We start from the raw sequence: 22,409 nt of genomic DNA, 5'->3' as shown, positions 1-22,409 counted from the left end.
AGCAATCACCCCAACTTTGGTATCCCTAGAGCTGGTCCACGCAGCGCCATACCCAACACTTTCACCGGCTTTCACTTCACGTACAGCAATCAATGGTGAGGTTAAGCTCATCACAGGTTTAAAACCCAGTTCAGTCGCTGACTTATCTTCGAATGGAGACACACCATACATGATGATGCCCGGCCTCACCCATTCGAGTAAGCTGTCTTTCCAGGCAAGCAAACCAGCAGAAGCCGCAAGAGAACGTTCGCCTTCGCAGCCACTGGTTAACGATAAAAACAGCTCGATTTGTTGTTGGCTAACCGGGTTATCCAGTTCATCGGCACAACCAAAATGGCTCATGTAGCGCAGAGGTTTCGCCACGTTAACGCACGCCTTTAAACGAGAAACGAAAGAGGAATACTGCTCAGGCCGAACACCAAGACGGTGCATTCCACTATCAACTTTTAACCAAACAACAACGGGAGAATCTAAGTTTGCCTGTTCGAGCGCCTGTAATTGCTCTTCGCAGTGCACCGCGGTTTGGATGTTATTCGCCACCAAAATAGGTAGGTCTCCAGAAGAGTAAAAACCTTCTAGTAGCAAAATAGGAGTAACAATACCGGCCGCTCTTAACTGCAATGCCTCTTCAATTCGAGCCACACCAAATGCATCAGCCGCATGAGCTGACTTGGCGATATGACATAAGCCATGACCATAACCATTTGCCTTAACCACAGCCATCACTTTGCTCGACGGCGCCTTGGTTTTAATCCGTGCAAGGTTATGCTCTAACGCCGCTAAATCTACACTCGCGGTCGCGGCTTTCATGTAACTCATGCTATTACTCGTCGTCAAAAGCGGGGCCTGCATAATTGTCAAAGCGTGAATACTGGCCTTGGAATGTCAGACGTACCGAACCGATTGGGCCGTTACGCTGTTTACCAAGGATAATTTCAGCAATGCCTTTCAGTGCGCTATCTGGGTTATAAACTTCATCACGATAGATAAACATGATTAAATCGGCATCTTGCTCAATCGCACCAGATTCACGCAAATCTGAGTTAATTGGGCGCTTGTCGGCACGTTGCTCTAGGGAGCGGTTCAATTGCGACAAAGCGACAACAGGGACATTTAACTCTTTAGCCAGCGCTTTTAACGAACGAGAAATCTCCGAGATTTCGAGAGTACGGTTGTCTTGCATGCCTGGTACTCGCATTAATTGCAGGTAATCGACCATGATCATACTCAGACCGCCTGAATCACGTGCGATACGACGAGCACGAGAACGCAATTCTGTTGGAGTAAGGCCAGAACTGTCATCGATATACATGTTTTTTTTCTGCATCAGAATCCCCATGGTAGAGGAGATTCTAGCCCAATCTTCATCGTCTAATTGACCCGTACGAATTTTGGTTTGATCGACACGAGACATAGAAGCGAGCATACGCATCATCAATTGTTCTGCCGGCATCTCTAGTGAGAAAATCAACACTGGCTTATCTTGATCCATAGCCGCATTTTCACAGAGGTTCATGGCAAACGTTGTTTTACCCATAGAAGGACGTGCTGCCACAATGATTAAGTCAGAACCTTGCAAACCTGCGGTTTTTTTATTCAAATCATTAAAGCCAGTACTCACACCGGTTACGCCGTCTTGAGGTGATTTGTACAGTATTTCAATACGTTCGAGGGTCTTCTCTAGAATATTATCGACACTTTGAGGGCCTTCATTTTCTGTGGTTCGCTCTTCGGCTATCGCAAAGACTTTACTCTCCGCTAAATCGAGCAAATCTTCAGAGCTACGGCCTTGTGGGTCATAACCCGCATCAGCAATCTCATTAGCAACACCAATTAAATTACGAACCAACGCACGTTCTGCGACAATATCGGCGTATGCATTAACATTGGCAGCACTTGGCGTGTTCTTAGCAAGATCCGCTAAATAGGCGAACCCACCAACATCTTCAAGCTGTTCTCTGAGCTCCAAAAACTCGGACAAAGTAATAAGATCGAGAGGTTTACTGTCGTCTAAAATTGATTTTGCCGCCTCAAAAATTAATCGGTGCGGGCGGCTATAAAAGTCATTGGCTAGAACCTTTTCGGCCACAGAATCCCAACGTTCATTATCCAACAGCAAACCGCCAATAACCGATTGCTCTGCTTCTAATGAATGAGGAGGCACCTTGATTGCATCAACCTGTCTGTCTGCGTTGATTTTTTTTCTGTAATCCGTTTTCTGGTCTGCCATTTTTTTGCTCAACTTCTTTTTTATTGCCGCTATTATAACGAGAATATCTCATTTGTAATTAAGTTAGAGAGTGTTTGTATTTTACTTAAGTATAATTAACCAACTGCTGACGAAAGCATACAACGTCTGACATAATATCTACTCTTCATTTTCCCCCTAGAGGTTCCGAGTGCGTAAACTTTGGTTCGCTTGCTTTTGCACGCTAACAACATCACTGGCTTATGCAAAGGAAGCAACACCAAGCCCTACCCAAATAGAACTCCCTTCTCCTTGGAAATCTGAGATTGAATTTGGTTACCAGGCCCATAGCGGCAACTCCGATTCGCAATCGCTGAATTCAAGAATGAACGCCGAGTATACCTCTGGGCGTCATCGTAGCAGTGGCGAATGGAAATTTCACATGCTGTATAAAGATGGCGAAGAAGATAAGCGTCAATCAACTTATACGGCGCAAAGTGATTATAAGCTAAGTCCAAAAACCTATCTGTATGGGAGCTTCAAAGGCATAGAAACACGGTATAGCGCCTATTTCAAAGATCATACGTTGTCAGCAGGATTGGGTTATCAATTTACCAATACCGAACAGTTAACCATCGAGTTAGAACTTGGCCCAGGCTACCGCTATCAAGAGCCCAACTTAGACGAGATAAAAGACGATGACATTATCTTTCCCGAAACAGTACAAGAAGCGATTTTTCGAGGAAATATTAATGTCGATTGGAATGTGATTGATAACTTAACCCTGTCAGCCGATATCACGACAGTGACAGGCTTGAGCAATACTCGATTGGATACCGATTTTAGTATGACCAACAATATTACTGACGATATCGCCCTTAAATTGGCTTACTCGCAGCAATACCACGATAAAGTGCCAGAAGGGCTGAGTAACTCTGACAGTATCTTTTCGGTTAATTTATTGTTTGTTTTTTAGTACGGTTTATTGTCTGGTCGTGTCTCTTTTCTACACCGATTTTTTTGTCTCCGCGCTATTCATTCTATTGTTTAATACCCTGTATGCTCTACGCATTGTTTTAGACATAAAAAAACACCGGCCTAAGCCGGTGTTTAAAATCTTCTTAACGAAGAAATCGTCTAGATACTGAAATTACTCAGCAGCAACAACTTGTACTTTCGCTGTAGCAAAAACTTCAGAGTGAAGTTGGATGCTTACGTCGAATTCACCAACGTTGCGCAGAGCGCCTTCAGGTAGGCGTACTTCGCTCTTAGCTACTGCAACACCTGCCGCTGTAATAGCGTCAGCGATGTCACGAGTACCGATAGAACCGAATAGTTTACCTTCATCACCCGCTTTAGAAGCGATAACAACCGCTTCTAGTGCAGTAACTTTATCAGCACGTACTTGAGCAGCAGCTAGCTGTTCAGCAACTTTAGCTTCAAGCTCAGCGCGACGAGTTTCAAACATTTCAACGTTAGCTTTCGTTGCCATAACTGCTTTACCCTGTGGGATAAGGAAGTTACGAGCGTAGCCAGATTTAACGTTTGCAGTATCGCCAAGAGCACCTAGGTTACCGATTTTATCAAGTAGAATAACTTGCATTATTTAATCCTCTTTCTTAATAAAACGACCGTTTACTGATGCTTATCAGTGTACGGTAGAAGAGCTAGGTAGCGTGAACGCTTGATAGCACGAGCTAGTTGACGCTGATATTTAGCACTTGTACCAGTGATACGGCTAGGTACGATTTTACCAGCTTCAGTAATGTAGTTTTTAAGAGTTGCTACGTCTTTGTAGTCAATCTCTTGTACGCCTTCTGCAGTAAAACGGCAGAATTTACGACGACGGAAGAAACGAGCCATGGGCTATCTCCTGATCTTAAATTTGAGTTATGTTGTCAGCATGCAATACTAATTTTCCCACACCATTTCGGCCGGTCTGGTAAGCGACAAAACCGCTAACCTTAATATTACTGCCTTGAACTAAGTTCTGAGTTATTGCTTTTGACCCTTGCCCACTGATAACTACCGGCATACGACAATAAACTTGTCTGGGTAAATCAGCTTCTACCATGGTGGAACGATGCTCTAACCAAAAACGGCAATGAGCGATACCAGCAGGGCTTTGGCTTCGAATTGGTTCTTTGACGACAGAGCCGCTAAGTTCCATTCGATTGGTCATAAGTTAATTACTCAGCAGCTGCTTCTTGGCTAGCTTCTGGACGATCTGTACGCTCTTCACGACGAGGAGCACGCTCAGCACGCTCTTCTTTTTGCTTAAGCATAATAGATTGTTCAGTCACAGCACCTTTAGTGCGCATGATCATGTTACGTAGAACTGCATCGTTAAAACGGAAAGCAGTTTCTAGCTCGTCAATCACTTCTTGACCAGCTTCAACGTTCATAAGAACGTAGTGAGCTTTGTGAAGCTTGTTGATTGGGTAAGCCATTTGACGACGACCCCAGTCTTCTAGACGGTGGATAGTACCGCCAGCTTCAGTGATAGAACCAGTGTAACGCTCGATCATGCCAGCAACTTGCTCGCTTTGATCAGGGTGAACCATGAATACGATTTCATAATGACGCATTTGGTTGCTCCTTACGGATTATTAGCTTCCACGAGTGGCTCGGTCGTCCAGAGGAAGCAAGGAACTAAAGATAAATGACCGAGAATTAAGGACGGCAAATGGTACAGAAAGGAAGCAAAATAGGCAAGAAAAATGTGAGATTGATACGCAAGGATAGATGTAGGAAAGAACCGGCACCAATGACTAAAGTGGCTGATATGAGCTAAGTCGTTCAAAGTATTGGTTTTGAACCACTTAACTCGACCCTGTAAATAACTCAGTTATCGACTCGATTTAATCATCTTCATCAATAAACTGCGCTTGTAGGTAATTTTCGATTCCAGTGAGCTCAATTAAGCCCAACTGTGTTTCTAACCAGTCGACATGTTCTTCTTCATCTTCCAAAATTTCTTGGAACAGATCACGAGAGACATAGTCACGGACATCTTCCGCATAAGCGATAGCGTCTTTTAGATCTGGAATAGCAGTCATTTCAACGTTCAGGTCACTTTCAAGCATTTCTTTGACATTCTCACCAATCATCAGCTTCCCCAAGTCTTGAAGGTTCGGTAGCCCTTCTAGAAATAGAATTCGCTCTACAAGATGATCAGCGTGCTTCATCTCATCAATTGATTCATGGTATTCCTTATCAGCGAGGTGTTTTAGACCCCAATCTTTGTACATACGTGCGTGAAGGAAATATTGGTTAATGGCAACGAGTTCATTACCTAGGATTTTATTGAGATGTTGAATGATAACTGGATCGCCTTTCATGGCTACGCCCTCCTCTGTGGTTCTATTAACTGTAGAACCAATCGGAAGAGAGTCAAAGTTTGAAAGCCATTTTACTGCCTTGGAGACTCTTTAACTTGCTTGCTTAAATTGAATCGATAACGTGTCATCGATAATTTCTTTTGTTGCACGGACACATTTTCCACACTGGCTTCCCAATGCTGTACATTTTTTTATACCTCGAATATCTGATATTCCTTCTTCAATGACTAATTTCTTAATCTTTTTATCAGAAATACCATGGCAGATACAAATGTACATACGACAACCTAACTAGAAAATTCAAACCTAAATATAAATAAGAACCGTTACTATTACCAGTCGCAAATGGAATTTATTTAGACAAATTCGTTATAAGAAAATCATTTTTATTGTAGGCATAAAAAAGGGAAGCCTAAGCTTCCCTTCTTAATACGATGTTTGCTCTTTTTAACTAATTAATTAGTCAAAGATTTTAGCAACAACACCAGCACCTACTGTACGGCCACCTTCGCGGATTGCGAAACGTAGACCTTCATCCATTGCGATTGGAGCGATCAGCTCTACCGTCATTTGGATGTTATCACCAGGCATTACCATTTCTACGCCTTCTGGAAGCGTGATGTCGCCAGTTACGTCAGTTGTACGGAAGTAGAACTGTGGACGGTAACCTTTGAAGAATGGAGTGTGGCGACCACCTTCGTCTTTAGACAGAACATATACTTCTGACTCAAAACGTGTGTGTGGGTTGATTGAACCAGGTGCCGCTAGAACTTGACCACGTTCAACGTCTTCACGCTTAGTACCACGTAGTAGTGCACCAACGTTCTCACCTGCACGACCTTCGTCAAGCAGCTTACGGAACATTTCAACACCTGTACAAGTCGTTGTTACTGTATCTTTGATACCAACGATTTCTACTTCGTTACCTACGTTTAGGATACCGCGCTCGATACGGCCTGTTACTACTGTACCACGACCTTGAATTGAGAATACGTCTTCAATTGGTAGTAGGAACGGTTGGTCTACTGCACGCTCTGGAAGTGGAATGTAAGAATCTAGGGCTTCTGCAAGCTCTACAATCTTGTCTTCCCACTGCTTTTCGCCGTTTAGAGCGCCAAGTGCAGAACCTTGAATTACTGGAAGGTCGTCTCCTGGGTACTCGTACTCAGAAAGAAGTTCACGAACTTCCATCTCTACTAGCTCAAGTAGCTCTTCGTCATCAACCATGTCACATTTGTTCATGAATACGATGATGTAAGGGATACCAACTTGACGACCAAGTAGGATGTGCTCACGAGTTTGTGGCATAGGGCCATCTGTTGCAGCAACAACTAGGATACCACCATCCATTTGCGCAGCACCAGTGATCATGTTTTTAACGTAATCCGCGTGTCCTGGGCAATCTACGTGTGCGTAGTGACGCTCTGGAGTATCGTACTCAACGTGTGAAGTTGCGATTGTGATACCGCGCTCACGCTCTTCTGGAGCATTATCGATAGATGCGAAATCTTTCGCAACACCGCCGTACACTTTTGCAAGTGTCGTACAGATAGCAGCAGTTAGAGTTGTTTTACCGTGGTCAACGTGGCCGATAGTACCAACGTTTACGTGCGGTTTCGTACGTTCAAATTTTTCTTTAGACACGATCGTGTTCCTTCCTAGTTATGATTCGACCTGATCATTATTGATCAGGAAGATCCAGAATTTGCTATTTTATGCGTCAACTCGCGTCAGCGCAATATTTGGACGCCTTGATCTTCTAAAAAAGAAGAAAAAATATGCCCTACTATTTAACCACGCTCTGCAATGATTGCTTTTGCAACATTGCTTGGCACTTCAGCGTACTCACTAAACTCCATGGAGTAAGAAGCACGACCTTGTGTCGCAGAACGTAAATCAGTTGCGTAACCGAACATGACAGACAACGGAACTTGTGCACGAATTATCTTCAGGCCAGCAGTCCCCTCGTCCATACCTTCGATGATGCCACGACGACGGTTAATATCGCCAACAACATCACCCATCCAGTCCTCTGGAGTAGTTACCTCAACTTTCATCATAGGCTCAAGCAAAACAGGTTGCGCTTCAAGCGCCGCCGTTTTGAAAGCCATGGAGGCAGCGATTAAAAACGCCATCTCGCTTGAATCTGTTTCATGATAAGAGCCATCATAGAGTGTAGCTTTAATATCCAAAATTGGATAACCCGCAACAACACCACTATTCATTTGCTCTGCAGCGCCTTTCGCGACTGACTCAATAAAATCTTTTGGTACCGTACCATTAGCAATTTCATCGACGAAGACAAAACCTTCACCTGGCTCTGATGGTTCAAGTTTAAGCCAAACATGGCCATATTGCCCTTTACCAGCATGCTCACGGACAAACTTACCTTCCGCTTTCGCTGTACCACGTATGGTTTCACGGTAGGCAACTTGTGGATTACCAACGTTACAATTGACGCTAAACTCACGTTTCATGCGGTCAACAATGATATCTAAGTGCAGTTCACCCATACCAGAAATAAGCGTTTGGCCTGTTTCTTTGTCCGTTTCAACACGGAACGACGGATCTTCTGCCGCTAGCTTTCCTAACGCGATAGTCATTTTATCTTGATCAGCTTGAGAACGCGGTTCTACAACGATCTGAATAACAGGATCTGGGAATTCCATGCGCTCTAGGATAATCTTATGATTCTGATCACACAGGGTTTCACCTGTCGTCACATCTTTAAGACCAATAATAGCGGCAATATCACCCGCTCGCACTTCTTTCACTTCTTCACGCTTATTTGAATGCATCTGGACGATACGCCCTAAACGCTCACGCTGTTTCTTCACTGAGTTGTAAGCGGTTTTTCCGCTTTCCACCACCCCAGAGTAAACACGAATGAACGTTAACGTACCCACAAACGGGTCTGTTGCAATTTTAAATGCTAACGCCGAAAACGGTTCATTGTCGTCAGCATGACGCTCGACTTCATTTTCGTCTTCATCAATACCTTGAATTGCCGGTACATCGACAGGAGAAGGGAGGAAATCAACGACAGCATCAAGAACGGCTTGTACCCCTTTGTTTTTGAATGCACTACCACAAGTGGCGAGTACGATTTCATTATTCAGAGTGCGAGTACGAAGGCCTTGTTTGATTTCTGCTTCCGTCAGCTCACCTTCTTCAAGGTATTTATCCATCAGCTCTTCAGAGGCTTCGGCTGCAGCTTCAACCATTTCAGTACGGTACTCTTCAGCCATTTCTTGCATGTCTGCTGGAATATCTTCGTACGTAAATGTCATGCCTTGATCAGCGTCGTTCCAGTTGATTGCCTTCATCTTGATAAGATCGACAACACCTTGGAAGTTTTCTTCAGTACCAATGTTGAGTTGAATCGGCACAGGCGTTGCGCCTAGGCGATCTTTTATTTGGTCTACAACGCGCAAGAAATCTGCACCAGTACGGTCCATTTTGTTTACAAATACCATACGTGGAACTTGGTATTTGTCGGCTTGGCGCCATACTGTCTCTGACTGAGGTTCAACACCCGATGAGCCACAAAATACAACGACAGCACCATCCAATACGCGCAATGAACGCTCTACTTCAATCGTGAAGTCTACGTGCCCTGGCGTATCAATGATATTAATGCGGTGGTCTTGATACTGTGCTTCCATACCACGCCAGAAAGTCGTGGTTGCAGCAGAAGTGATAGTAATACCACGTTCTTGCTCTTGCTCCATCCAATCCATGGTAGCAGCACCATCGTGAACTTCGCCGATTTTATGAGAAAGGCCAGTATAGAACAGAATACGTTCACTTGTGGTTGTTTTACCTGCATCTACGTGAGCTACGATACCGATATTACGGTAGCGCTCAATAGGAGTTTTACGAGCCACTGTGTATCCTCTTTGTAGGAATTATTGATGTTTCAAAAAAGGCTTTTTGAAATATAAATAAACCCTAATAGCAATTAGGTGGGGAGTTAAGAAAGTGCTGCGAGAGGAACTCGCAGCACTAAAAAGGTATTACCAGCGGTAATGAGCAAATGCTTTGTTAGCATCAGCCATACGGTGAACGTCTTCACGTTTCTTAACCGAAGTACCTTTGTTCTCAGACGCATCTAGCATTTCAGCCGCTAGGCGTTGAGCCATAGATTTTTCACCACGCTTACGCGCAGCTTCAACTACCCAACGCATAGCAAGAGCGTTACGGCGAACCGGACGAACTTCTACAGGTACTTGGTAAGTTGAACCACCCACACGGCGAGATTTAACCTCTACCGATGGACGAACATTTTCAAGAGCTTCTTCAAATACAGCTAAGTGATCTTTACCAGATTTCTCAGCCATAACTTCTAGTGCAGTGTAAACAATTTTCTCTGCAGTAGATTTCTTTCCGTCAACCATAAGGATGTTAACGAATTTTGCCAGCAGTTCAGATTTGAACTTAGGATCTGGAAGGATCTTACGCTGGCCTATAACGCGACGACGTGGCATGGATATTCTCCGTTGTCTTCTTCAGGTTATCCAAAACTTTACAGTTTTTTCAAAAATTAAGAATTTAAATTAATTTAGTGTTTGGCCTTACTTAACGGAATCCATTAAGACTTAGGACGCTTCACACCGTACTTAGAACGACCTTTCTTACGGTCATTTACGCCAGCACAGTCTAATGCGCCGCGAACAGTGTGGTAACGTACACCCGGAAGGTCTTTAACACGACCGCCACGGATTAGAACAACACTGTGCTCTTGAAGGTTGTGGCCTTCACCGCCGATGTACGAAGTCACTTCAAAGCCGTTCGTTAGACGAACACGGCAAACCTTACGAAGTGCTGAGTTAGGTTTTTTAGGTGTAGTTGTGTAAACACGAGTACATACACCACGTTTTTGTGGGCACGCTTCTAGTGCAGGCACGTTGCTTTTAACAACTTGCTTTACACGAGGTTTACGTACCAACTGGTTAATAGTTGCCATTAACTAGCTCCTGATTTACTTGAAAGTAAGCTTTGTGAAAAATCTAGTCCTAAATGTAGTTGATACAAATAGGGACGCAAAATTCTATTCAGCAGTGAGAGATGTGTCAAGAAATATACAGATCTTTTTTCATCCACTGAATAGATAAAAAGGCATATAGGTAAAAATAGATGGGAAAACCATCACCAAGAGACTGATTTTAAATGCTTTGCTGTTAGATCCACAAATTCGTCAATATCTATCGATGAAACACCTTGCGCAATAAATTGCTCAATACCTCTGGCTTTGAGGTCAATATTTAACGCTAATACTTGGCAAAGTGATGTATTTAACACGTGGTGCTGTGCATGTTTGGGGTTCGTCAGGTAGACCGCAGACTGAGTTAACAATAACGCATCTGTCGGCGTCGCGAACTGAACTGCCAATGTTGCTTTTTCTGGGGTAGTGACGATATAAAGCATGATGATACCTAAAAACTCAGCAAATGATGGCAACTCGCCATCTGTGATGCAATGTCATCACTTGGAAGAATGCGCACATCGAAAGCCATTTCAACATCTAATAAGCCTCGTTCTTCTAGGCCCGTTCGGCAAGCATATACGTGCTCAATGTCGTACAGGTCCATCAATTTGAATGTACTGATATAATCACGGCTCAATACTGTCTCTGGTTGCTGATCGTTGACCAACTGAGTGACACCATCGCCAACAAAGAACACATAGATGTCTTCACAGTAAGCAGACGCAGCAAGAAGAGCATCAAGCCCTTCTCTCCCTGCGGAGGTTGAGTGAGGAGACGTGTGAAAAACAAAGCCTATCTTTTTCAAAACTGAACAACCCTATCTTGCGTTAGCATCGATTCTGCTAAACTGCCTAATCCGGCTTGGACAAATCCATCCGCCAAATTTGAGCTCTCGAGATTATGTTGATGAGCTTCATTTTCACTCACAATCCCTCTGCGCAACGCCGCGGCGACGCAAGTCTCCAGAGAAACATGGTTCTCAGATGCGAGTTTTTGCCAAGCTTGGACCAAATCAAATTCATCGTTGGCCGGCACCGTCAAACTGGACCCGTTACTCACACCATCTTGATAAAAAAAGACACTCTTTAAGATGTGTCCTTTTTTAATCAACGCTTGAGCAAACAGAAATGCCACTCTAGACGACTGTGAGCCGTATACAGAGCCGTTCACAACAAGCGCATAGCAGAGAGAAGGGTTCAAGACTCTTCATCCTCAGTCTTACGCTGACGGATATACAGATAGACGGTATGTTTTGAAATATTGAGACGATCTGCAACTCGGTTGATGGCATCTTTGATATCAAAAATGCCTTTGTCATACAGTTCCATCACTATTTGACGATTCTTCGTGTTGTTTGATACTGACTTGTCAGCATTGATTTCTTCGATCGTACGCTCAACTGTTTGATCGACCAACTCTTCCACATCGCTTGCAAAATTCACTGAAGAAGCTGCTTCATTCGCTTCTTCCGTTGGCATAAAGGAGTGAAGAACTTGAGAAAAAGGCGCGTCTAGGTTGACGTTAATACATAACAGACCGATAACGCGATTATCACCGTTGCGAATAGCAACCGTGATCGACTTCATCAATACCCCACCTTTCGCTCGTGTAAAATAAGAACGAGAAAAGTTACGTTCAGAGCCTTCAATATCTTTCAACATTCTCAAGGCTAAATCGGTAATGGGTGAGCCGACTTGTCGGCCGGTATTTTCACCGTTCGCTATTTTGATTGCCGACGTGTTGAGATCTTCAAGCGAGTGCAACACAATCTCACAAAAGGGACCGATCAGGCTCGCAATGCCATCCACCACCGCTTCATAAGATCTTAAAATTATTTTGTCATGATCGCTAAATGGCTTCACATGAACGGATTCCATTTCAAGCAACTCGCTTTCTAGTGGTATGTCTGTAAGTGTTTCAGTTGTAGTCACGATATTCTAGCCTTAGCGCAAAAAATCAACAAATCTATGTAAGTTTATCAGAAAATTTGAATCGAGCATCTAAGTAAGTCGAGATATACTGATTTAAAGCAAAGAATAAGGTGTGGATCGCTAAAAATAATAAAGGCCTGAGCAAGTCAGGCCTTCAAAAATGCTATCTCAGTATCGCTTACTGAGCTTCTACATTTGTATCATTTTCGATTTGCAATAATTCCACTTCAAATACCAAAGTAGAGTTTGCTGGAATCGTTGGTGTATCTTGAGGGCCATAAGCAAGTTGAGGTGGAATAACAAACTTAAACTTTGAACCAACAGGCATCAATTGAACACCTTCCGTCCAACCAGGAATCACACGGTTTAGAGGGAAGACCGCTGGCTCTCCACGATCGTATGAGCTATCGAACTGAGTGCCGTCAATTAACGTACCTTTATAGTGTACTTGAACGGTATCCGTCTCTTTTGGTTGCTCACCCTGCGCTTCTGTTAAGACTTGGTACATTAAGCCTGTCTCAGTTTTCATTACGCCTTCTTGCTGTTCGAACTCAGCCTGAAAGTCCTGACCGGCTTTTTCTGCCGCTGCTGCTTTTTCTGCCGCTTGTGCTTGCATTGCTGCTGACACTCGAGCATCTAATTGCTCAAGTGCTTCACGAGTTTCTTCTTCAGTTAATTCAGCGCTATCAGCAAACACATGCTCAATACCTTTCAAGACAAGATCTTTGTTCAATTGAATACCGATTTCGTTCGGTTTTTCAATGCTTGTGCTGAGGTAATTTGCAAATGAAACACCAATGGCATAAGCCGCTTTATCATCTTCCGTTTGAAAGTGAACTGCTTTGCCAGTTTCTGCAACTTGTTCAACGGCCGCAGTTTCAACTTTTGGTTCTTCTTCTTTCTGACAGCCAACGGCTAACATTACGGTTGCTGCAAGCAGTGATACTTTAAACATCGATTTCATTTAATTCTCCAGTTTTGGGCTAACCATTCATCACAATCATTCAGTTATGACTGGCATGCGAGACGTAGTTGTACCAATATAGCTATATGTTTACAAAATGTCTTTCAACACCAAGCGGATAATTGGACTTGATGCGAAATATTCTTCATTCAATCTTGTTTGTCTTTGTCATCCTAGCGTTAAATGGTTGCTTTTTTTCTTCTAAAAACGACCAACGCTGGGAGCTAGAACCTCAAGGCACAACCAGCTTTGCTCTCAGCCGTGATGCTCGATTTGCACTCATTTACTCCAAAGAAAACCAGTTAGTTCTTTGGGATCTCGCTGAAAACAAACAACTCGCGCAACTTGGTCAACAAGATGCCCAAGAAAATAGTGTGTCACGTATTCGCATTTCAGATAATGGGCGCTTTGCTATCACAGCGAGTCAAATCAATTTCGCCGTTTGGGACTTATCATGGACACAGGCTCAAGGTCTATGGTCGATTTCTGATGGTCTCATTCGAGATGTCGATATTTCAAGCAATGGCGAGCAAGTTCTACTCGGGCTTTCCAATGGTAAAGCCATATACGTCAATTTAGTCACCGGACGACGCCTAGAGTTCCTTGCTCATCAAGAAAAAATAAATTCTGTTGCACTTTCGTCGAATGGACGCTTCGCCCTATCGGGAGGAAATGATTATAAAGCCTACTTATGGGACACTGAATCGGGGCTGATTATACGGACATTTGAGCATGAGCAGAGGGTGATTAGAGTGGCACTGCAAAGAGATGGGGATCTTGCATTTAGTTCAGATGGTGGTAACCAAGCGATCATTTGGGATCTAAAAACGGGCAATGAACGCTCGCAACTCAGCAGCTTCTCCCGCCAACTTATTTTCTCTACAGCGCGTTTTTCTGATGATGGTTCAAAACTGGTTACCGGCACACCTTCAAGCCGAGTTATCGTTTGGGATACGACGAGCGGTAAAAAAACGGATGGGTTTGAAGTGGAACCATTAAAAGATACTCGTCCTCCTCGTGCGGTAGTGTATGATGCCGCTTTCGATAATCAACAGCGGATTATCTCTGGTACATCTGCTGGTATTGCACAGGCGTGGAAATTTGATGACTGATAAATCCTATCAAGCACTAGAAGATCGTATCAATGATTTAGAATGCCAACTGGCGTTTCAAGAGCAAACCGTAAGTGAACTCAATGATGCACTTTCAACACAGCAGCTGCTCATCACCAAGATGCAAGATCAAATGAAGTATGTGGCCGGAAAAGTAAAAAATATGGATTCTTCGAATCTAGCGGATCCTTCTGAAGAAACGCCGCCTCCTCATTACTAGTCAAAGCGGATAACAAGAAGCCAAAACCCATAAAGAGCCTGCTTTTTGCACTTTACTGTGCAATTTAGGCTCTCCGCCTACCCAAGCCAAGCACAAACCCAACAAAAACTAACCAAAAACTAAGCAAAAACGTAGGCGATCACCACACCCGCAACCACTAGGCAGCCACCAAACCTTCTAAGTTGATTGTCTGGCTGCTCACTGAGTTGTGACACCATGGCTCGCCAACCTCTTGGAGCGATCAGTGGGCCTAATCCCTCTACCACCAATACCAACCCTAACGCTACCCATATCGAATTTGACATCATCAATCCTCTCCAAAAAGAAAGGCCCCTAACTTAGGAGCCTTTATCATATAACTTAACAACATGTTGCCGCTATTTCGTAGCCATGCCTTTAGCATTGTTCATGTATTGGAAGAAATCACTCTTAGGATCGAGTACTAAGATATCGCTCTTCTCACTAAATGAACGCTCATAGGCTTGAAGCGAACGGACAAAGCCAAAGAACTCAGGATCTTTGCTGTAAGCATCCGAGTAGATTTTTGCTGCTTGTGCATCCGCATCACCACGTGTTACACGCGCAGTTCTGTCTGCTTCTGCAATAACGGTGGCCACTTCAAGCTCAGCTTGAGCACGGATAACTTCTGCTTTCTCGCGACCTTGAGAACGGTGTCTACGAGCAACTGACTCACGTTCTGCACGCATACGACGATAGATAGATTCACTGATTTCATCAGGAAGGTTGATTTTCTTCATTCGAAAATCAACAATCTCAACACCTAAATCTGCCATTGCACTCTCGGCTGTTCCCGCTAGTACATTTTCCATGATCTTATCACGCTCACCATCAATCTCTAATGCTTCTCTAGCGGCTTCAGTAGTCACTTCTTCACTATCAGCACTGTCAGGTAAGACATCTTTGTTACGTGGACCAGAAACAATCTGCTTGATTTCACGTGAACCGATTTCAGAACGAAGGACATCGGTTACCTTACGCTCAAGAAGTGTTTCTGCGGTCATCACATTACCACCACCAGTACTCAGATAAAAACGTCCAAAATCAGCGATACGCCATTTCGCATAGGTATCAATTAAAACGTCTTTCTTCTCTGATGTTACAAAGCGGTCTGAAACACCGTCCATGGTTTGGATACGTGCATCTAATGTTTTCACACGGTCAAACAGCGGCATTTTGAAATGTACGCCCGGTTCATAGATACGTGATACGCCGTTATCATCAAGAACACGACCAAAACGAATCACCATGCCACGCTCACCTTCTTGAATAACAAACAGTGACATCAACATGAGTACAATAGTCACCGCCAATATAGGGATCATTAACTTACGCATTATTAGTATCTCCCTTGACGTGAGCCCGACGTGCGGGATTGTGAATCTGACTGTGATACATTGGCTTCTGACTCAAGTTCAATTTGATCATAAGATGACGTTGGCTTACGTGTCGACTTAGAGCTGCCTTCTTGACCCGCCAGTTTATCAATTGGTAGGTACAGTAGATTGCCACTAGACTCTGAATCAATCAGTACTTTCGATGTACTTGTGTACACTTTTTCCATGGTATCGATGTACATACGATTACGCGTTACGTCCGGTGCAGCAGTGTATTCCGGTAATAGTTTCTCAAACTGAGAGACTTCACCAATTGCAGCATTGACAGTACGTTCAGAGTAACCAAGCGCTTCTCTCTTCAAACGTTCTGCACGACCAGTAGCTTTTGGCAAAATATCATTTCGATACGCTTCTGCCTCTCGCTCAAAACGCTCTTCATCTTCTCGTGCTGCGATTGCATCATCAAACGATGCTTTTACTTGCTCTGGCGGACGAGCCGACTGGAAGTTGACATCAACAATGATCAAACCCATGTCGTAAGCATCAATAATCTCATTCAATGTTTCTTGTGTACTTTGACGAATTTGTTGACGTCCGCTTGTCAGGATACTATCCATCAACGAGTCACCGATAACCGCACGCAGAGCAGAATCAGCCGCTTGACTTAGACTGTTATCAGCGTTAGTTACTGTGTAGAGGTATTTGTATGGATCCGATACTCTGTACTGAATATCCATACCAACCGTTACTACATTCTCATCTTTCGTTAGCATCAAACCGGATGCGCGCAAAGACCGGATCGCTTGAACGTTCACGGCTTCATAAGTATCAATACCAGCAGGACGCCAGTTCAAACCAGGCTCCTCAATATGACTGTATTTACCTAAACGTAATACGACACCGCGCTCGGCTTCACCAATAGTGTAAAAGCCAAAGAATCCCCAAACAACGACTGCGATTGCTGCAATAACGCCTAAGCCTATTGCGCCTCCACCTCCGAAAGAAGGGCCCTTACCACCTTTATTACCAAACTTACCACCCAATTTTTGACTCAGCTTGTTAAACACTTCGTCTAAATCTGGCGGTCCTTGATCTCGGCCACCGCGATTGTCTTTATTACCCCAAGGGTCTTTATCGCGGCCGTTGTCGCCGTTGTTATTACCAGGCTCATTCCACGCCATTAGAAAGCTCCATCATTAGATATGACGTTATACTCTAGCAGTCCTTTAAGTAACTATAAAGTCACGTAAAACTGCCTCTTCTCTTTTCTCTAACTTTAACCAGTCAACTTGCTGCATTCTGACATCAATCAACAAATCACCATCTTGGTCATATTCTTCTTTTTGAATACACTTCATTTGGAAAAATGTACTACGAATTCGCCCCTGATGTTCAGGCGGTACTCGTAGCTGATATGACACCATTTGACTTGCTAACCTTTCCGTTAACGCTTCAAATAGTAATTCAACCCCTAACCCTTCCATTGCCGAGACCCAAACCGTTCGAGGGTTACCTTCCTCGTCCCGATCAATTCTCGGCTTTTGACCTTCTAGGTTATCGATTTTGTTCATAACTACAAGAGTTGGCACCTCATGTGCGTCAATCTCTTCTAATACTTCATGAACAGCATGAATATTCTCACGAAAACGGTCATCACTGGCATCAACAACATGTAACAAAATGTCAGCTTCTTGTGTCTCTTGTAACGTTGCTTTAAAAGCGGCCACTAAATCATGGGGTAGGTGTCGGATAAAACCAACGGTATCCGCTAAAATCGCAGGCCCAACATCCGACAGTTCAATTTTTCTCAATGTCGGATCGAGAGTAGCAAATAGCTGATCCGCCGCGTAAACCCCAGCTTCTGTAATACTATTAAAGAGTGTCGATTTACCTGCGTTCGTATACCCAACCAATGAAATTGTAGGAATCTCAGCGCGATTTCTTGCTCTTCGACCTTGCTCTCGCTGTTTAGCAACTTTGGCTAAGCGTCGCAAAATCGTTTTAATACGATCCCGCAATAATCGTCTGTCGGTTTCTAGTTGAGTTTCACCTGGCCCACGCAGACCGATACCACCTTTTTGCCTTTCTAGGTGTGTCCAACCTCGAATTAATCGAGTCGAAATATGACGTAATTGGGCAAGCTCCACTTGTAGCTTACCTTCATGCGTTCGAGCACGTTGAGCAAAAATATCAAGAATCAAACCGGTTCGGTCCAGCACTCGACATTGACACAAGGCTTCTAAATTTCGTTCTTGGGCTGGTGAGAGTGCGTGGTTAAAGATCACGATATCCGCACTGACCAATTGTACAGCTTGTGCGATTTCTTGAGCTTTACCTTCTCCGACATAATATTTAGGGTGTGGAGATTGACGACTGCCGGTCACAACTTGCAGTGTCGACACTCCAGCAGAAGAAATAAGCATTTCACATTCACTTAAATCTTCCAGCTCACCCTCTTGCGTGAAGTTGATATGAACAAGTACGGCTCGCTCACCGGCTTCATAACGGTCAAACAAGCAGTCAGCTCCTTCTTGTTGATCTAATAAAAAAAGTCAGAATATTAATCTTCTGATTTCTCTTGTGGGCGTTGTTCTGGTCGGTCACCGCTGTGGTGGCTCACTGCACGCGCAGGAACAACCGTAGAAATCGCATGCTTATAAACCATTTGGTTGACCGTGTTTTTCAATAGAATAACAAACTGATCAAAGGATTCGATTTGCCCTTGTAGTTTAATACCGTTAACAAGATAGATTGAAACGGGAATGCGCTCACGACGTAGTGCATTCAAGAATGGGTCTTGTAAAGATTGCCCCTTAGCCATTTTATTTTCCTTATTTTGTATTTTGTTGTAATTATTTAGCTAGTGGTTTTTGTGCAAAAAAAGGTGTTGCTTTGCATCTGAGCTAAACGAGTAATAGTTACCCCGCTATTACCTGTTATGTAGGCAATGCCTGCATTTTTCAAGTAAACGATCTTTGACGGGGTAAATTCACGCAAAAGCGATCACATTATACACAGCTAATTTAATCAGATGCTATTGCATTTGATAGCGTTTCTAGCGCATGTTCAACGTTCTCACTATCTAACCAAGTTAAATCATCCCAGCTGCGTAACCAGGTAATCTGACGCTTGGCCAATTGACGAGTTGCGCAGATTCCACGAAAAACCGCTTCCTCTTTATCGCACTTCCCATCTAAGTAATCCCACATCTGCCGATACCCTACACAGCGAATAGATGGCAGTTCAGGGTGAAGATCATCTCGGGCATACAGTGCCTTCACTTCTTCTTCGAATCCTGCTTCCATCATTTTACTAAAGCGCAGTTCAATACGGCGGTGGATCTCTGCCCTTTCCTTGGGAGCTATTGCAAATTGTTTGACCTGAAACGGTAGGCTTTCGCCCTTAGTTTCTGTGAGTTCAGTAAGAGTTTTACCTGAAATTCGGTAAACTTCCAATGCCCTAGATAATCTTTGTGGGTCATTTGGGTGAATTCTTTCTGCTGAAACAGGATCAATCTCTCGTAATTGATCATGAAGCACCTGCCAGCCAGAATCTTGGGCTTCTTGTTCTATTTCTTTACGAATAATAGGATCGGCCGCTGGAAGGGGGGACAAGCCTTCGAGTAATGCTTTGTAATACAGCATAGTGCCTCCCACGAGTAATGGGATTTTTCCTTCCGATACAATACGATTCATTTCCGATAGAGCATCAGAACGAAAATCAGCGGCAGAATACGCCTCACTTGGATCTAAGATATCGATCAAGCGGTGTGGAGCCAAAGACAGCTCATGCTCGTCTGGCTTTGCTGTGCCGATATCCATGCCTTTATATATCAAAGCAGAATCGACACTGATGATTTCAACAGGAAATTTCTGTCTCAAGCGAATCGCTAGATCGGTTTTTCCTGACGCTGTTGGGCCCATCAAAAATAGGGCTAAAGGTAATTGTTCATTCATTATTTTTTATTAAGCCAGTAACGCAGCAATCGTCGCTGAAAAATCTATCGGTTGGACAAACTTAGGATCATCTAATGGTAATTGACCATGCCAAAGCTGTTCTAGTTCCGCAATAATTTGAATCGCTTCCGATAAAGTGTAGTCGGTTTTCACTTGGGTTATGCGATCAGACAACCAATTAATAAGGTAGGTCGGATCGATGTCTGAATCAGATTCCAAGTCATTCGTTGCCAAGTACGATAACAGATCTGGAATGATTATTTGTAGGTTTTGTTGGCGTAACGGCTGTGGAACGCCCATGACCATTAAAGATTGCTTATTACGCTCTTTAATTTGAATACCAAGACGAGATAAGGTCGACTGCAAACGCTGGTTACTTAGGTGTTGGTTTTCATCGACTTTTAAAGACAAAGGCACAAGAAGAGGCTGGCTGGTCAGGTCTGCATGAGTAATATCAAGCTGACCTCGAATGCGAAGCCACTCTGCCTTTGCTAACGAAACTAACACGCTGCTTTGTTTAGACGCCATCAATATATAACGCCCATGAACCACATTGATCGCCTTGCCAAGCGATGTTATCGGCACAAGCTCGGGGATCACACTTTCTACATTTCTGAAACCTGCTCGTGGTGTGTGTTTCTCATTCTCTGTTGTTAATAGCTCAGAATACACTTGAAGCTCTTTTGGGCTTGCTCTATCAACAGGCACTGGCTTGGTCATCTGCCCCGAAGTTGGTGTTTGTGAACCTCGCCAATGAGCGGCTGAATTTGGTGTAGTGGGGCTTGACTCGCCTACCCTATCATTCGATTCACTCGTGACTTTATTTGGGTACATCGGTGAATGATCAATGGCGGCCATAATCTGCGGAGAAACGCGATCGTGAGTGACGCCTCGTTCCTTCTTATTTTCGTTCTTTGGGTTTATGTCTATCGGGCCTTTATCAGACTCACTCGATGCTTGACTCGACTGATGAAAAGCCGACGTCGTGAGCTTAGGTGAACAGATGTGCTCACTTTGGGCGAGAGCATCGCTCAGTGCCTGATAAATAAAATCATGTACTAATCTGGCTTGATGAAAACGAACTTCATGTTTAGCGGGGTGTACATTCACGTCGACTTGATGAGGATCTATCTCGATAAAAAGAATATACGTAGGGAATTGATCAGCGCGTAGCGTGTTTTCATAGCTTTGTCGGATCGCGTGATTGATGAGTTTGTCTCTCATCATTCGCCCATTCACATAACAATATTGAAGATCGTTTTGCTGCCTCGCCCCTTCTGGCGTGGTGATCCAACCATGCAGACGCAAACCTTGATGTTCAAGTTCGATCTTGAGCATGTTCTTCACAAAGTGGCTGCCACACACTGCTGAAATACGCTTTTCTGCCTGTACTTCTGACTTCGCAGCCCGATACTGGCGTACCGATTTACCGTTGTGGGTGAGGTTGATCGTAACGTCAAAACAGCTCAGTGCTATCCGCTTCATCAACTCGTCAATATGGGTGAATTCTGTTTTCTCAGTGCGAAGGAATTTGCGCCGAGCCGGTGTATTAAAAAACAGATCGAGTACTTCAACGCTGGTTCCAATGGGGTGTGCGGTCGGTGTCAGCTTTACCTGCATATCTCGACCTTCACTATAGGCCGACCAAGCTTGCTCTTGAGTCGCAGGGCGTGATGTCATCGTCAAACGAGAAACAGAACTGATACTCGCAAGAGCCTCACCACGAAAACCAAGACTCACTATAGCCTCAAGATCATCAAGACAATGTATTTTTGATGTTGCATGACGGCTTAGCGCTAAGCTCAATTCCTCTTTTTCGATGCCTTTACCATTATCTCGGACTCGAATCAGCTTTGCTCCGCCTTTTTCGATATCAACATCAATTCGCGTCGCCCCTGAGTCCAAACTATTTTCAACCAACTCTTTTACAACAGAAGCGGGTCTTTCGACCACCTCTCCCGCGGCGATTTGGTTGGCCAGTCGAGCAGGCAATATTTTTATGGTCATACAGGCCTACTTATTGGGAATAATCAATATTTGACCGATCGCTAATTCATCGGATCTCAGTTTGTTTGCTTGTCGAATACTATTGATGGGTACTCCATACTGGCTCGCTATCTTTCCGAGATAGTCGCCACGTTTGACGGTATGCTTACGAATAGGCACATCTTTTAGACTCACGGTGATCTTCAGTTTCTGCCCTAATTTTAGCGTGTCAGATTTCAGATTATTTTCACGCTTTATAGCGCCAATGGTCACTTTATAACGGCTGGCTATTTTCCCTAAGTAATCACCCGAACGAACCGTATGCGTCACGACCTTTGTTTCGACGGTATCGGCCGCGGTTGAAACCGA

The 22,409-nt window shown here is 43.9% G+C and carries 28 protein-coding genes; 3 read left to right on the top strand and 25 right to left on the bottom strand.

Going from position 1 to position 22,409, the window contains the following annotated elements; genetic code table 11:
• On the bottom strand, positions 1 to 819 hold an 819-nt coding region (gene alr, locus ACP45E_RS19550; protein WP_198927767.1), incomplete at its 3' end, for an alanine racemase.
• A gap of 4 nt (positions 820 to 823) precedes the next feature.
• Entirely contained in the window at positions 824 to 2,230 is a 1,407-nt protein-coding gene (locus ACP45E_RS19545) for a replicative DNA helicase (RefSeq protein ID WP_017035811.1), read from the bottom strand.
• Positions 2,231 to 2,399: 169 nt separating this feature from the next.
• Between ACP45E_RS19545 and ACP45E_RS19540 the strand changes: the two genes are divergently transcribed.
• On the top strand, positions 2,400 to 3,164 hold the full coding sequence (locus tag ACP45E_RS19540) for a DUF481 domain-containing protein (protein ID WP_017038470.1): 765 nt from the start codon (positions 2,400 to 2,402) through the stop codon (positions 3,162 to 3,164).
• 174 nt (positions 3,165 to 3,338) lie between these two features.
• On the opposite strand, the gene rplI is transcribed toward ACP45E_RS19540, so the two are convergent.
• The 15 genes from rplI to fkpA all read right to left on the bottom strand — a co-directional run bounded on the left by rplI (position 3,339) and on the right by fkpA (position 13,411).
• A complete protein-coding gene (gene rplI, locus ACP45E_RS19535; protein ID WP_017035809.1) occupies positions 3,339 to 3,791 on the bottom strand; it encodes a 50S ribosomal protein L9 in 453 nt (150 codons plus the stop codon).
• A gap of 32 nt (positions 3,792 to 3,823) precedes the next feature.
• Positions 3,824 to 4,051: a 30S ribosomal protein S18 gene (gene rpsR, locus ACP45E_RS19530; protein WP_000090472.1), complete on the bottom strand. Its 228-nt coding sequence runs from the start codon at positions 4,049 to 4,051 to the stop codon at positions 3,824 to 3,826.
• A 16-nt stretch (positions 4,052 to 4,067) separates the two neighbouring features.
• Complete coding sequence (gene priB, locus ACP45E_RS19525; RefSeq protein WP_026026689.1) at positions 4,068 to 4,370, bottom strand: primosomal replication protein N; 303 nt, start codon at positions 4,368 to 4,370, stop codon at positions 4,068 to 4,070.
• Positions 4,371 to 4,377: 7 nt separating this feature from the next.
• The gene (gene rpsF / locus ACP45E_RS19520; protein WP_017035807.1) at positions 4,378 to 4,776 is read right to left on the bottom strand and encodes a 30S ribosomal protein S6; all 399 of its coding nucleotides are present in this window, start codon (positions 4,774 to 4,776) and stop codon (positions 4,378 to 4,380) included.
• A gap of 273 nt (positions 4,777 to 5,049) precedes the next feature.
• Complete coding sequence (bfr, locus tag ACP45E_RS19515) at positions 5,050 to 5,529, bottom strand: bacterioferritin (RefSeq protein WP_017035805.1); 480 nt, start codon at positions 5,527 to 5,529, stop codon at positions 5,050 to 5,052.
• A 90-nt stretch (positions 5,530 to 5,619) separates the two neighbouring features.
• Entirely contained in the window at positions 5,620 to 5,808 is a 189-nt protein-coding gene (locus ACP45E_RS19510; RefSeq protein ID WP_017035804.1) for a (2Fe-2S)-binding protein, read from the bottom strand.
• 180 nt (positions 5,809 to 5,988) lie between these two features.
• Entirely contained in the window at positions 5,989 to 7,173 is a 1,185-nt protein-coding gene (tuf, locus tag ACP45E_RS19505) for an elongation factor Tu (protein WP_017035803.1), read from the bottom strand.
• Positions 7,174 to 7,319: 146 nt separating this feature from the next.
• On the bottom strand, positions 7,320 to 9,416 hold the full coding sequence (fusA, locus tag ACP45E_RS19500) for an elongation factor G (RefSeq protein WP_017038553.1): 2,097 nt from the start codon (positions 9,414 to 9,416) through the stop codon (positions 7,320 to 7,322).
• A gap of 129 nt (positions 9,417 to 9,545) precedes the next feature.
• The gene (rpsG, locus tag ACP45E_RS19495) at positions 9,546 to 10,016 is read right to left on the bottom strand and encodes a 30S ribosomal protein S7 (RefSeq protein ID WP_017035801.1); all 471 of its coding nucleotides are present in this window, start codon (positions 10,014 to 10,016) and stop codon (positions 9,546 to 9,548) included.
• A gap of 104 nt (positions 10,017 to 10,120) precedes the next feature.
• Positions 10,121 to 10,495 carry a 30S ribosomal protein S12 gene (rpsL, locus tag ACP45E_RS19490; RefSeq protein WP_017035800.1) on the bottom strand — a complete coding sequence of 125 codons (375 nt, stop codon included), beginning with the start codon at positions 10,493 to 10,495 and terminating at the stop codon, positions 10,121 to 10,123.
• Positions 10,496 to 10,677: 182 nt separating this feature from the next.
• A complete protein-coding gene (tusB, locus tag ACP45E_RS19485; protein ID WP_017038552.1) occupies positions 10,678 to 10,956 on the bottom strand; it encodes a sulfurtransferase complex subunit TusB in 279 nt (92 codons plus the stop codon).
• A gap of 8 nt (positions 10,957 to 10,964) precedes the next feature.
• Positions 10,965 to 11,321 (bottom strand): sulfurtransferase complex subunit TusC, encoded by a 357-nt coding sequence (tusC, locus tag ACP45E_RS19480; RefSeq protein WP_017035798.1) that lies wholly within the window; start codon positions 11,319 to 11,321, stop codon positions 10,965 to 10,967.
• Positions 11,318 to 11,716, bottom strand: a complete 399-nt coding sequence (tusD, locus tag ACP45E_RS19475) for a sulfurtransferase complex subunit TusD (protein ID WP_017035797.1) — start codon at positions 11,714 to 11,716, stop codon at positions 11,318 to 11,320. Before tusD ends, tusC begins: the two co-directional genes overlap by 4 nt.
• Positions 11,713 to 12,447, bottom strand: coding sequence for a helix-turn-helix transcriptional regulator (locus ACP45E_RS19470; RefSeq protein ID WP_017035796.1), 735 nt, complete (start codon positions 12,445 to 12,447; stop codon positions 11,713 to 11,715). Before ACP45E_RS19470 ends, tusD begins: the two co-directional genes overlap by 4 nt.
• Positions 12,448 to 12,625: 178 nt before the next feature.
• On the bottom strand, positions 12,626 to 13,411 hold the full coding sequence (gene fkpA, locus ACP45E_RS19465; RefSeq protein WP_017038550.1) for an FKBP-type peptidyl-prolyl cis-trans isomerase: 786 nt from the start codon (positions 13,409 to 13,411) through the stop codon (positions 12,626 to 12,628).
• A gap of 131 nt (positions 13,412 to 13,542) precedes the next feature.
• Here fkpA and ACP45E_RS19460 point away from each other — a divergent pair, with 131 nt between their 5' ends.
• Both ACP45E_RS19460 and ACP45E_RS19455 read left to right on the top strand, forming a co-directional pair.
• Positions 13,543 to 14,523 (top strand): WD40 repeat domain-containing protein, encoded by a 981-nt coding sequence (locus tag ACP45E_RS19460; RefSeq protein WP_017035794.1) that lies wholly within the window; start codon positions 13,543 to 13,545, stop codon positions 14,521 to 14,523.
• On the top strand, positions 14,516 to 14,743 hold the full coding sequence (locus tag ACP45E_RS19455) for a SlyX family protein (protein ID WP_017035793.1): 228 nt from the start codon (positions 14,516 to 14,518) through the stop codon (positions 14,741 to 14,743). The genes ACP45E_RS19460 and ACP45E_RS19455 overlap by 8 nt, the downstream gene beginning before the upstream one ends.
• 119 nt (positions 14,744 to 14,862) lie before the next feature.
• Here the strand turns inward: ACP45E_RS19455 and ACP45E_RS19450 are convergent, their stop codons facing one another.
• The 8 genes from ACP45E_RS19450 to ACP45E_RS19415 all read right to left on the bottom strand — a co-directional run.
• Positions 14,863 to 15,048: a DUF2065 domain-containing protein gene (locus ACP45E_RS19450; protein WP_026026703.1), complete on the bottom strand. Its 186-nt coding sequence runs from the start codon at positions 15,046 to 15,048 to the stop codon at positions 14,863 to 14,865.
• A 72-nt stretch (positions 15,049 to 15,120) separates the two neighbouring features.
• Positions 15,121 to 16,098: a protease modulator HflC gene (gene hflC / locus ACP45E_RS19445; RefSeq protein ID WP_017035791.1), complete on the bottom strand. Its 978-nt coding sequence runs from the start codon at positions 16,096 to 16,098 to the stop codon at positions 15,121 to 15,123.
• A 2-nt stretch (positions 16,099 to 16,100) separates the two neighbouring features.
• Positions 16,101 to 17,279 (bottom strand): FtsH protease activity modulator HflK, encoded by a 1,179-nt coding sequence (gene hflK, locus ACP45E_RS19440; protein ID WP_017035790.1) that lies wholly within the window; start codon positions 17,277 to 17,279, stop codon positions 16,101 to 16,103.
• A gap of 45 nt (positions 17,280 to 17,324) precedes the next feature.
• Positions 17,325 to 18,614 carry a ribosome rescue GTPase HflX gene (hflX, locus tag ACP45E_RS19435; protein WP_017035789.1) on the bottom strand — a complete coding sequence of 430 codons (1,290 nt, stop codon included), beginning with the start codon at positions 18,612 to 18,614 and terminating at the stop codon, positions 17,325 to 17,327.
• 44 nt (positions 18,615 to 18,658) lie between these two features.
• Positions 18,659 to 18,919, bottom strand: a complete 261-nt coding sequence (gene hfq / locus ACP45E_RS19430; protein WP_017035788.1) for an RNA chaperone Hfq — start codon at positions 18,917 to 18,919, stop codon at positions 18,659 to 18,661.
• Positions 18,920 to 19,121: 202 nt separating this feature from the next.
• Positions 19,122 to 20,054 (bottom strand): tRNA (adenosine(37)-N6)-dimethylallyltransferase MiaA, encoded by a 933-nt coding sequence (miaA, locus tag ACP45E_RS19425; protein WP_026026702.1) that lies wholly within the window; start codon positions 20,052 to 20,054, stop codon positions 19,122 to 19,124.
• Between the two features lie 9 nt (positions 20,055 to 20,063).
• Complete coding sequence (gene mutL / locus ACP45E_RS19420; protein WP_017038548.1) at positions 20,064 to 22,061, bottom strand: DNA mismatch repair endonuclease MutL; 1,998 nt, start codon at positions 22,059 to 22,061, stop codon at positions 20,064 to 20,066.
• A gap of 6 nt (positions 22,062 to 22,067) precedes the next feature.
• Positions 22,068 to 22,409, bottom strand: a 342-nt coding sequence (locus tag ACP45E_RS19415; RefSeq protein ID WP_141707437.1) for a LysM peptidoglycan-binding domain-containing protein, incomplete at its 5' end; no start/stop codon positions are given.

The sequence above is a fragment of the Vibrio genomosp. F10 str. 9ZD137 genome (assembly GCF_049974785.1).
Classification (GTDB): Bacteria; Pseudomonadota; Gammaproteobacteria; order Enterobacterales; family Vibrionaceae; genus Vibrio.
This window is presented reverse-complemented; position numbering and strand designations above follow the sequence as displayed.

What these genes read in the sequence shown, in the direction of transcription:
- ACP45E_RS19545 (WP_017035811.1), bottom strand. Translation starts at nt 2,230, where the DNA reads ATGGCAGACCAGAAAACGGATTACAGAAAAAAAATCAACGCAGACAGA.
- rplI (WP_017035809.1), bottom strand. Translation starts at nt 3,791, where the DNA reads ATGCAAGTTATTCTACTTGATAAAATCGGTAACCTAGGTGCTCTTGGC.
- rpsR (WP_000090472.1), bottom strand. Translation starts at nt 4,051, where the DNA reads ATGGCTCGTTTCTTCCGTCGTCGTAAATTCTGCCGTTTTACTGCAGAA.
- priB (WP_026026689.1), bottom strand. Translation starts at nt 4,370, where the DNA reads ATGACCAATCGAATGGAACTTAGCGGCTCTGTCGTCAAAGAACCAATT.
- rpsF (WP_017035807.1), bottom strand. Translation starts at nt 4,776, where the DNA reads ATGCGTCATTATGAAATCGTATTCATGGTTCACCCTGATCAAAGCGAG.
- bfr (WP_017035805.1), bottom strand. Translation starts at nt 5,529, where the DNA reads ATGAAAGGCGATCCAGTTATCATTCAACATCTCAATAAAATCCTAGGT.
- ACP45E_RS19510 (WP_017035804.1), bottom strand. Translation starts at nt 5,808, where the DNA reads ATGTACATTTGTATCTGCCATGGTATTTCTGATAAAAAGATTAAGAAA.
- rpsG (WP_017035801.1), bottom strand. Translation starts at nt 10,016, where the DNA reads ATGCCACGTCGTCGCGTTATAGGCCAGCGTAAGATCCTTCCAGATCCT.
- rpsL (WP_017035800.1), bottom strand. Translation starts at nt 10,495, where the DNA reads ATGGCAACTATTAACCAGTTGGTACGTAAACCTCGTGTAAAGCAAGTT.
- tusB (WP_017038552.1), bottom strand. Translation starts at nt 10,956, where the DNA reads ATGCTTTATATCGTCACTACCCCAGAAAAAGCAACATTGGCAGTTCAG.
- fkpA (WP_017038550.1), bottom strand. Translation starts at nt 13,411, where the DNA reads ATGAAATCGATGTTTAAAGTATCACTGCTTGCAGCAACCGTAATGTTA.
- ACP45E_RS19460 (WP_017035794.1), top strand. Translation starts at nt 13,543, where the DNA reads ATGCGAAATATTCTTCATTCAATCTTGTTTGTCTTTGTCATCCTAGCG.
- ACP45E_RS19455 (WP_017035793.1), top strand. Translation starts at nt 14,516, where the DNA reads ATGACTGATAAATCCTATCAAGCACTAGAAGATCGTATCAATGATTTA.
- ACP45E_RS19450 (WP_026026703.1), bottom strand. Translation starts at nt 15,048, where the DNA reads ATGTCAAATTCGATATGGGTAGCGTTAGGGTTGGTATTGGTGGTAGAG.
- hflC (WP_017035791.1), bottom strand. Translation starts at nt 16,098, where the DNA reads ATGCGTAAGTTAATGATCCCTATATTGGCGGTGACTATTGTACTCATG.
- hflK (WP_017035790.1), bottom strand. Translation starts at nt 17,279, where the DNA reads ATGGCGTGGAATGAGCCTGGTAATAACAACGGCGACAACGGCCGCGAT.
- hfq (WP_017035788.1), bottom strand. Translation starts at nt 18,919, where the DNA reads ATGGCTAAGGGGCAATCTTTACAAGACCCATTCTTGAATGCACTACGT.
- miaA (WP_026026702.1), bottom strand. Translation starts at nt 20,054, where the DNA reads ATGAATGAACAATTACCTTTAGCCCTATTTTTGATGGGCCCAACAGCG.
- mutL (WP_017038548.1), bottom strand. Translation starts at nt 22,061, where the DNA reads ATGACCATAAAAATATTGCCTGCTCGACTGGCCAACCAAATCGCCGCG.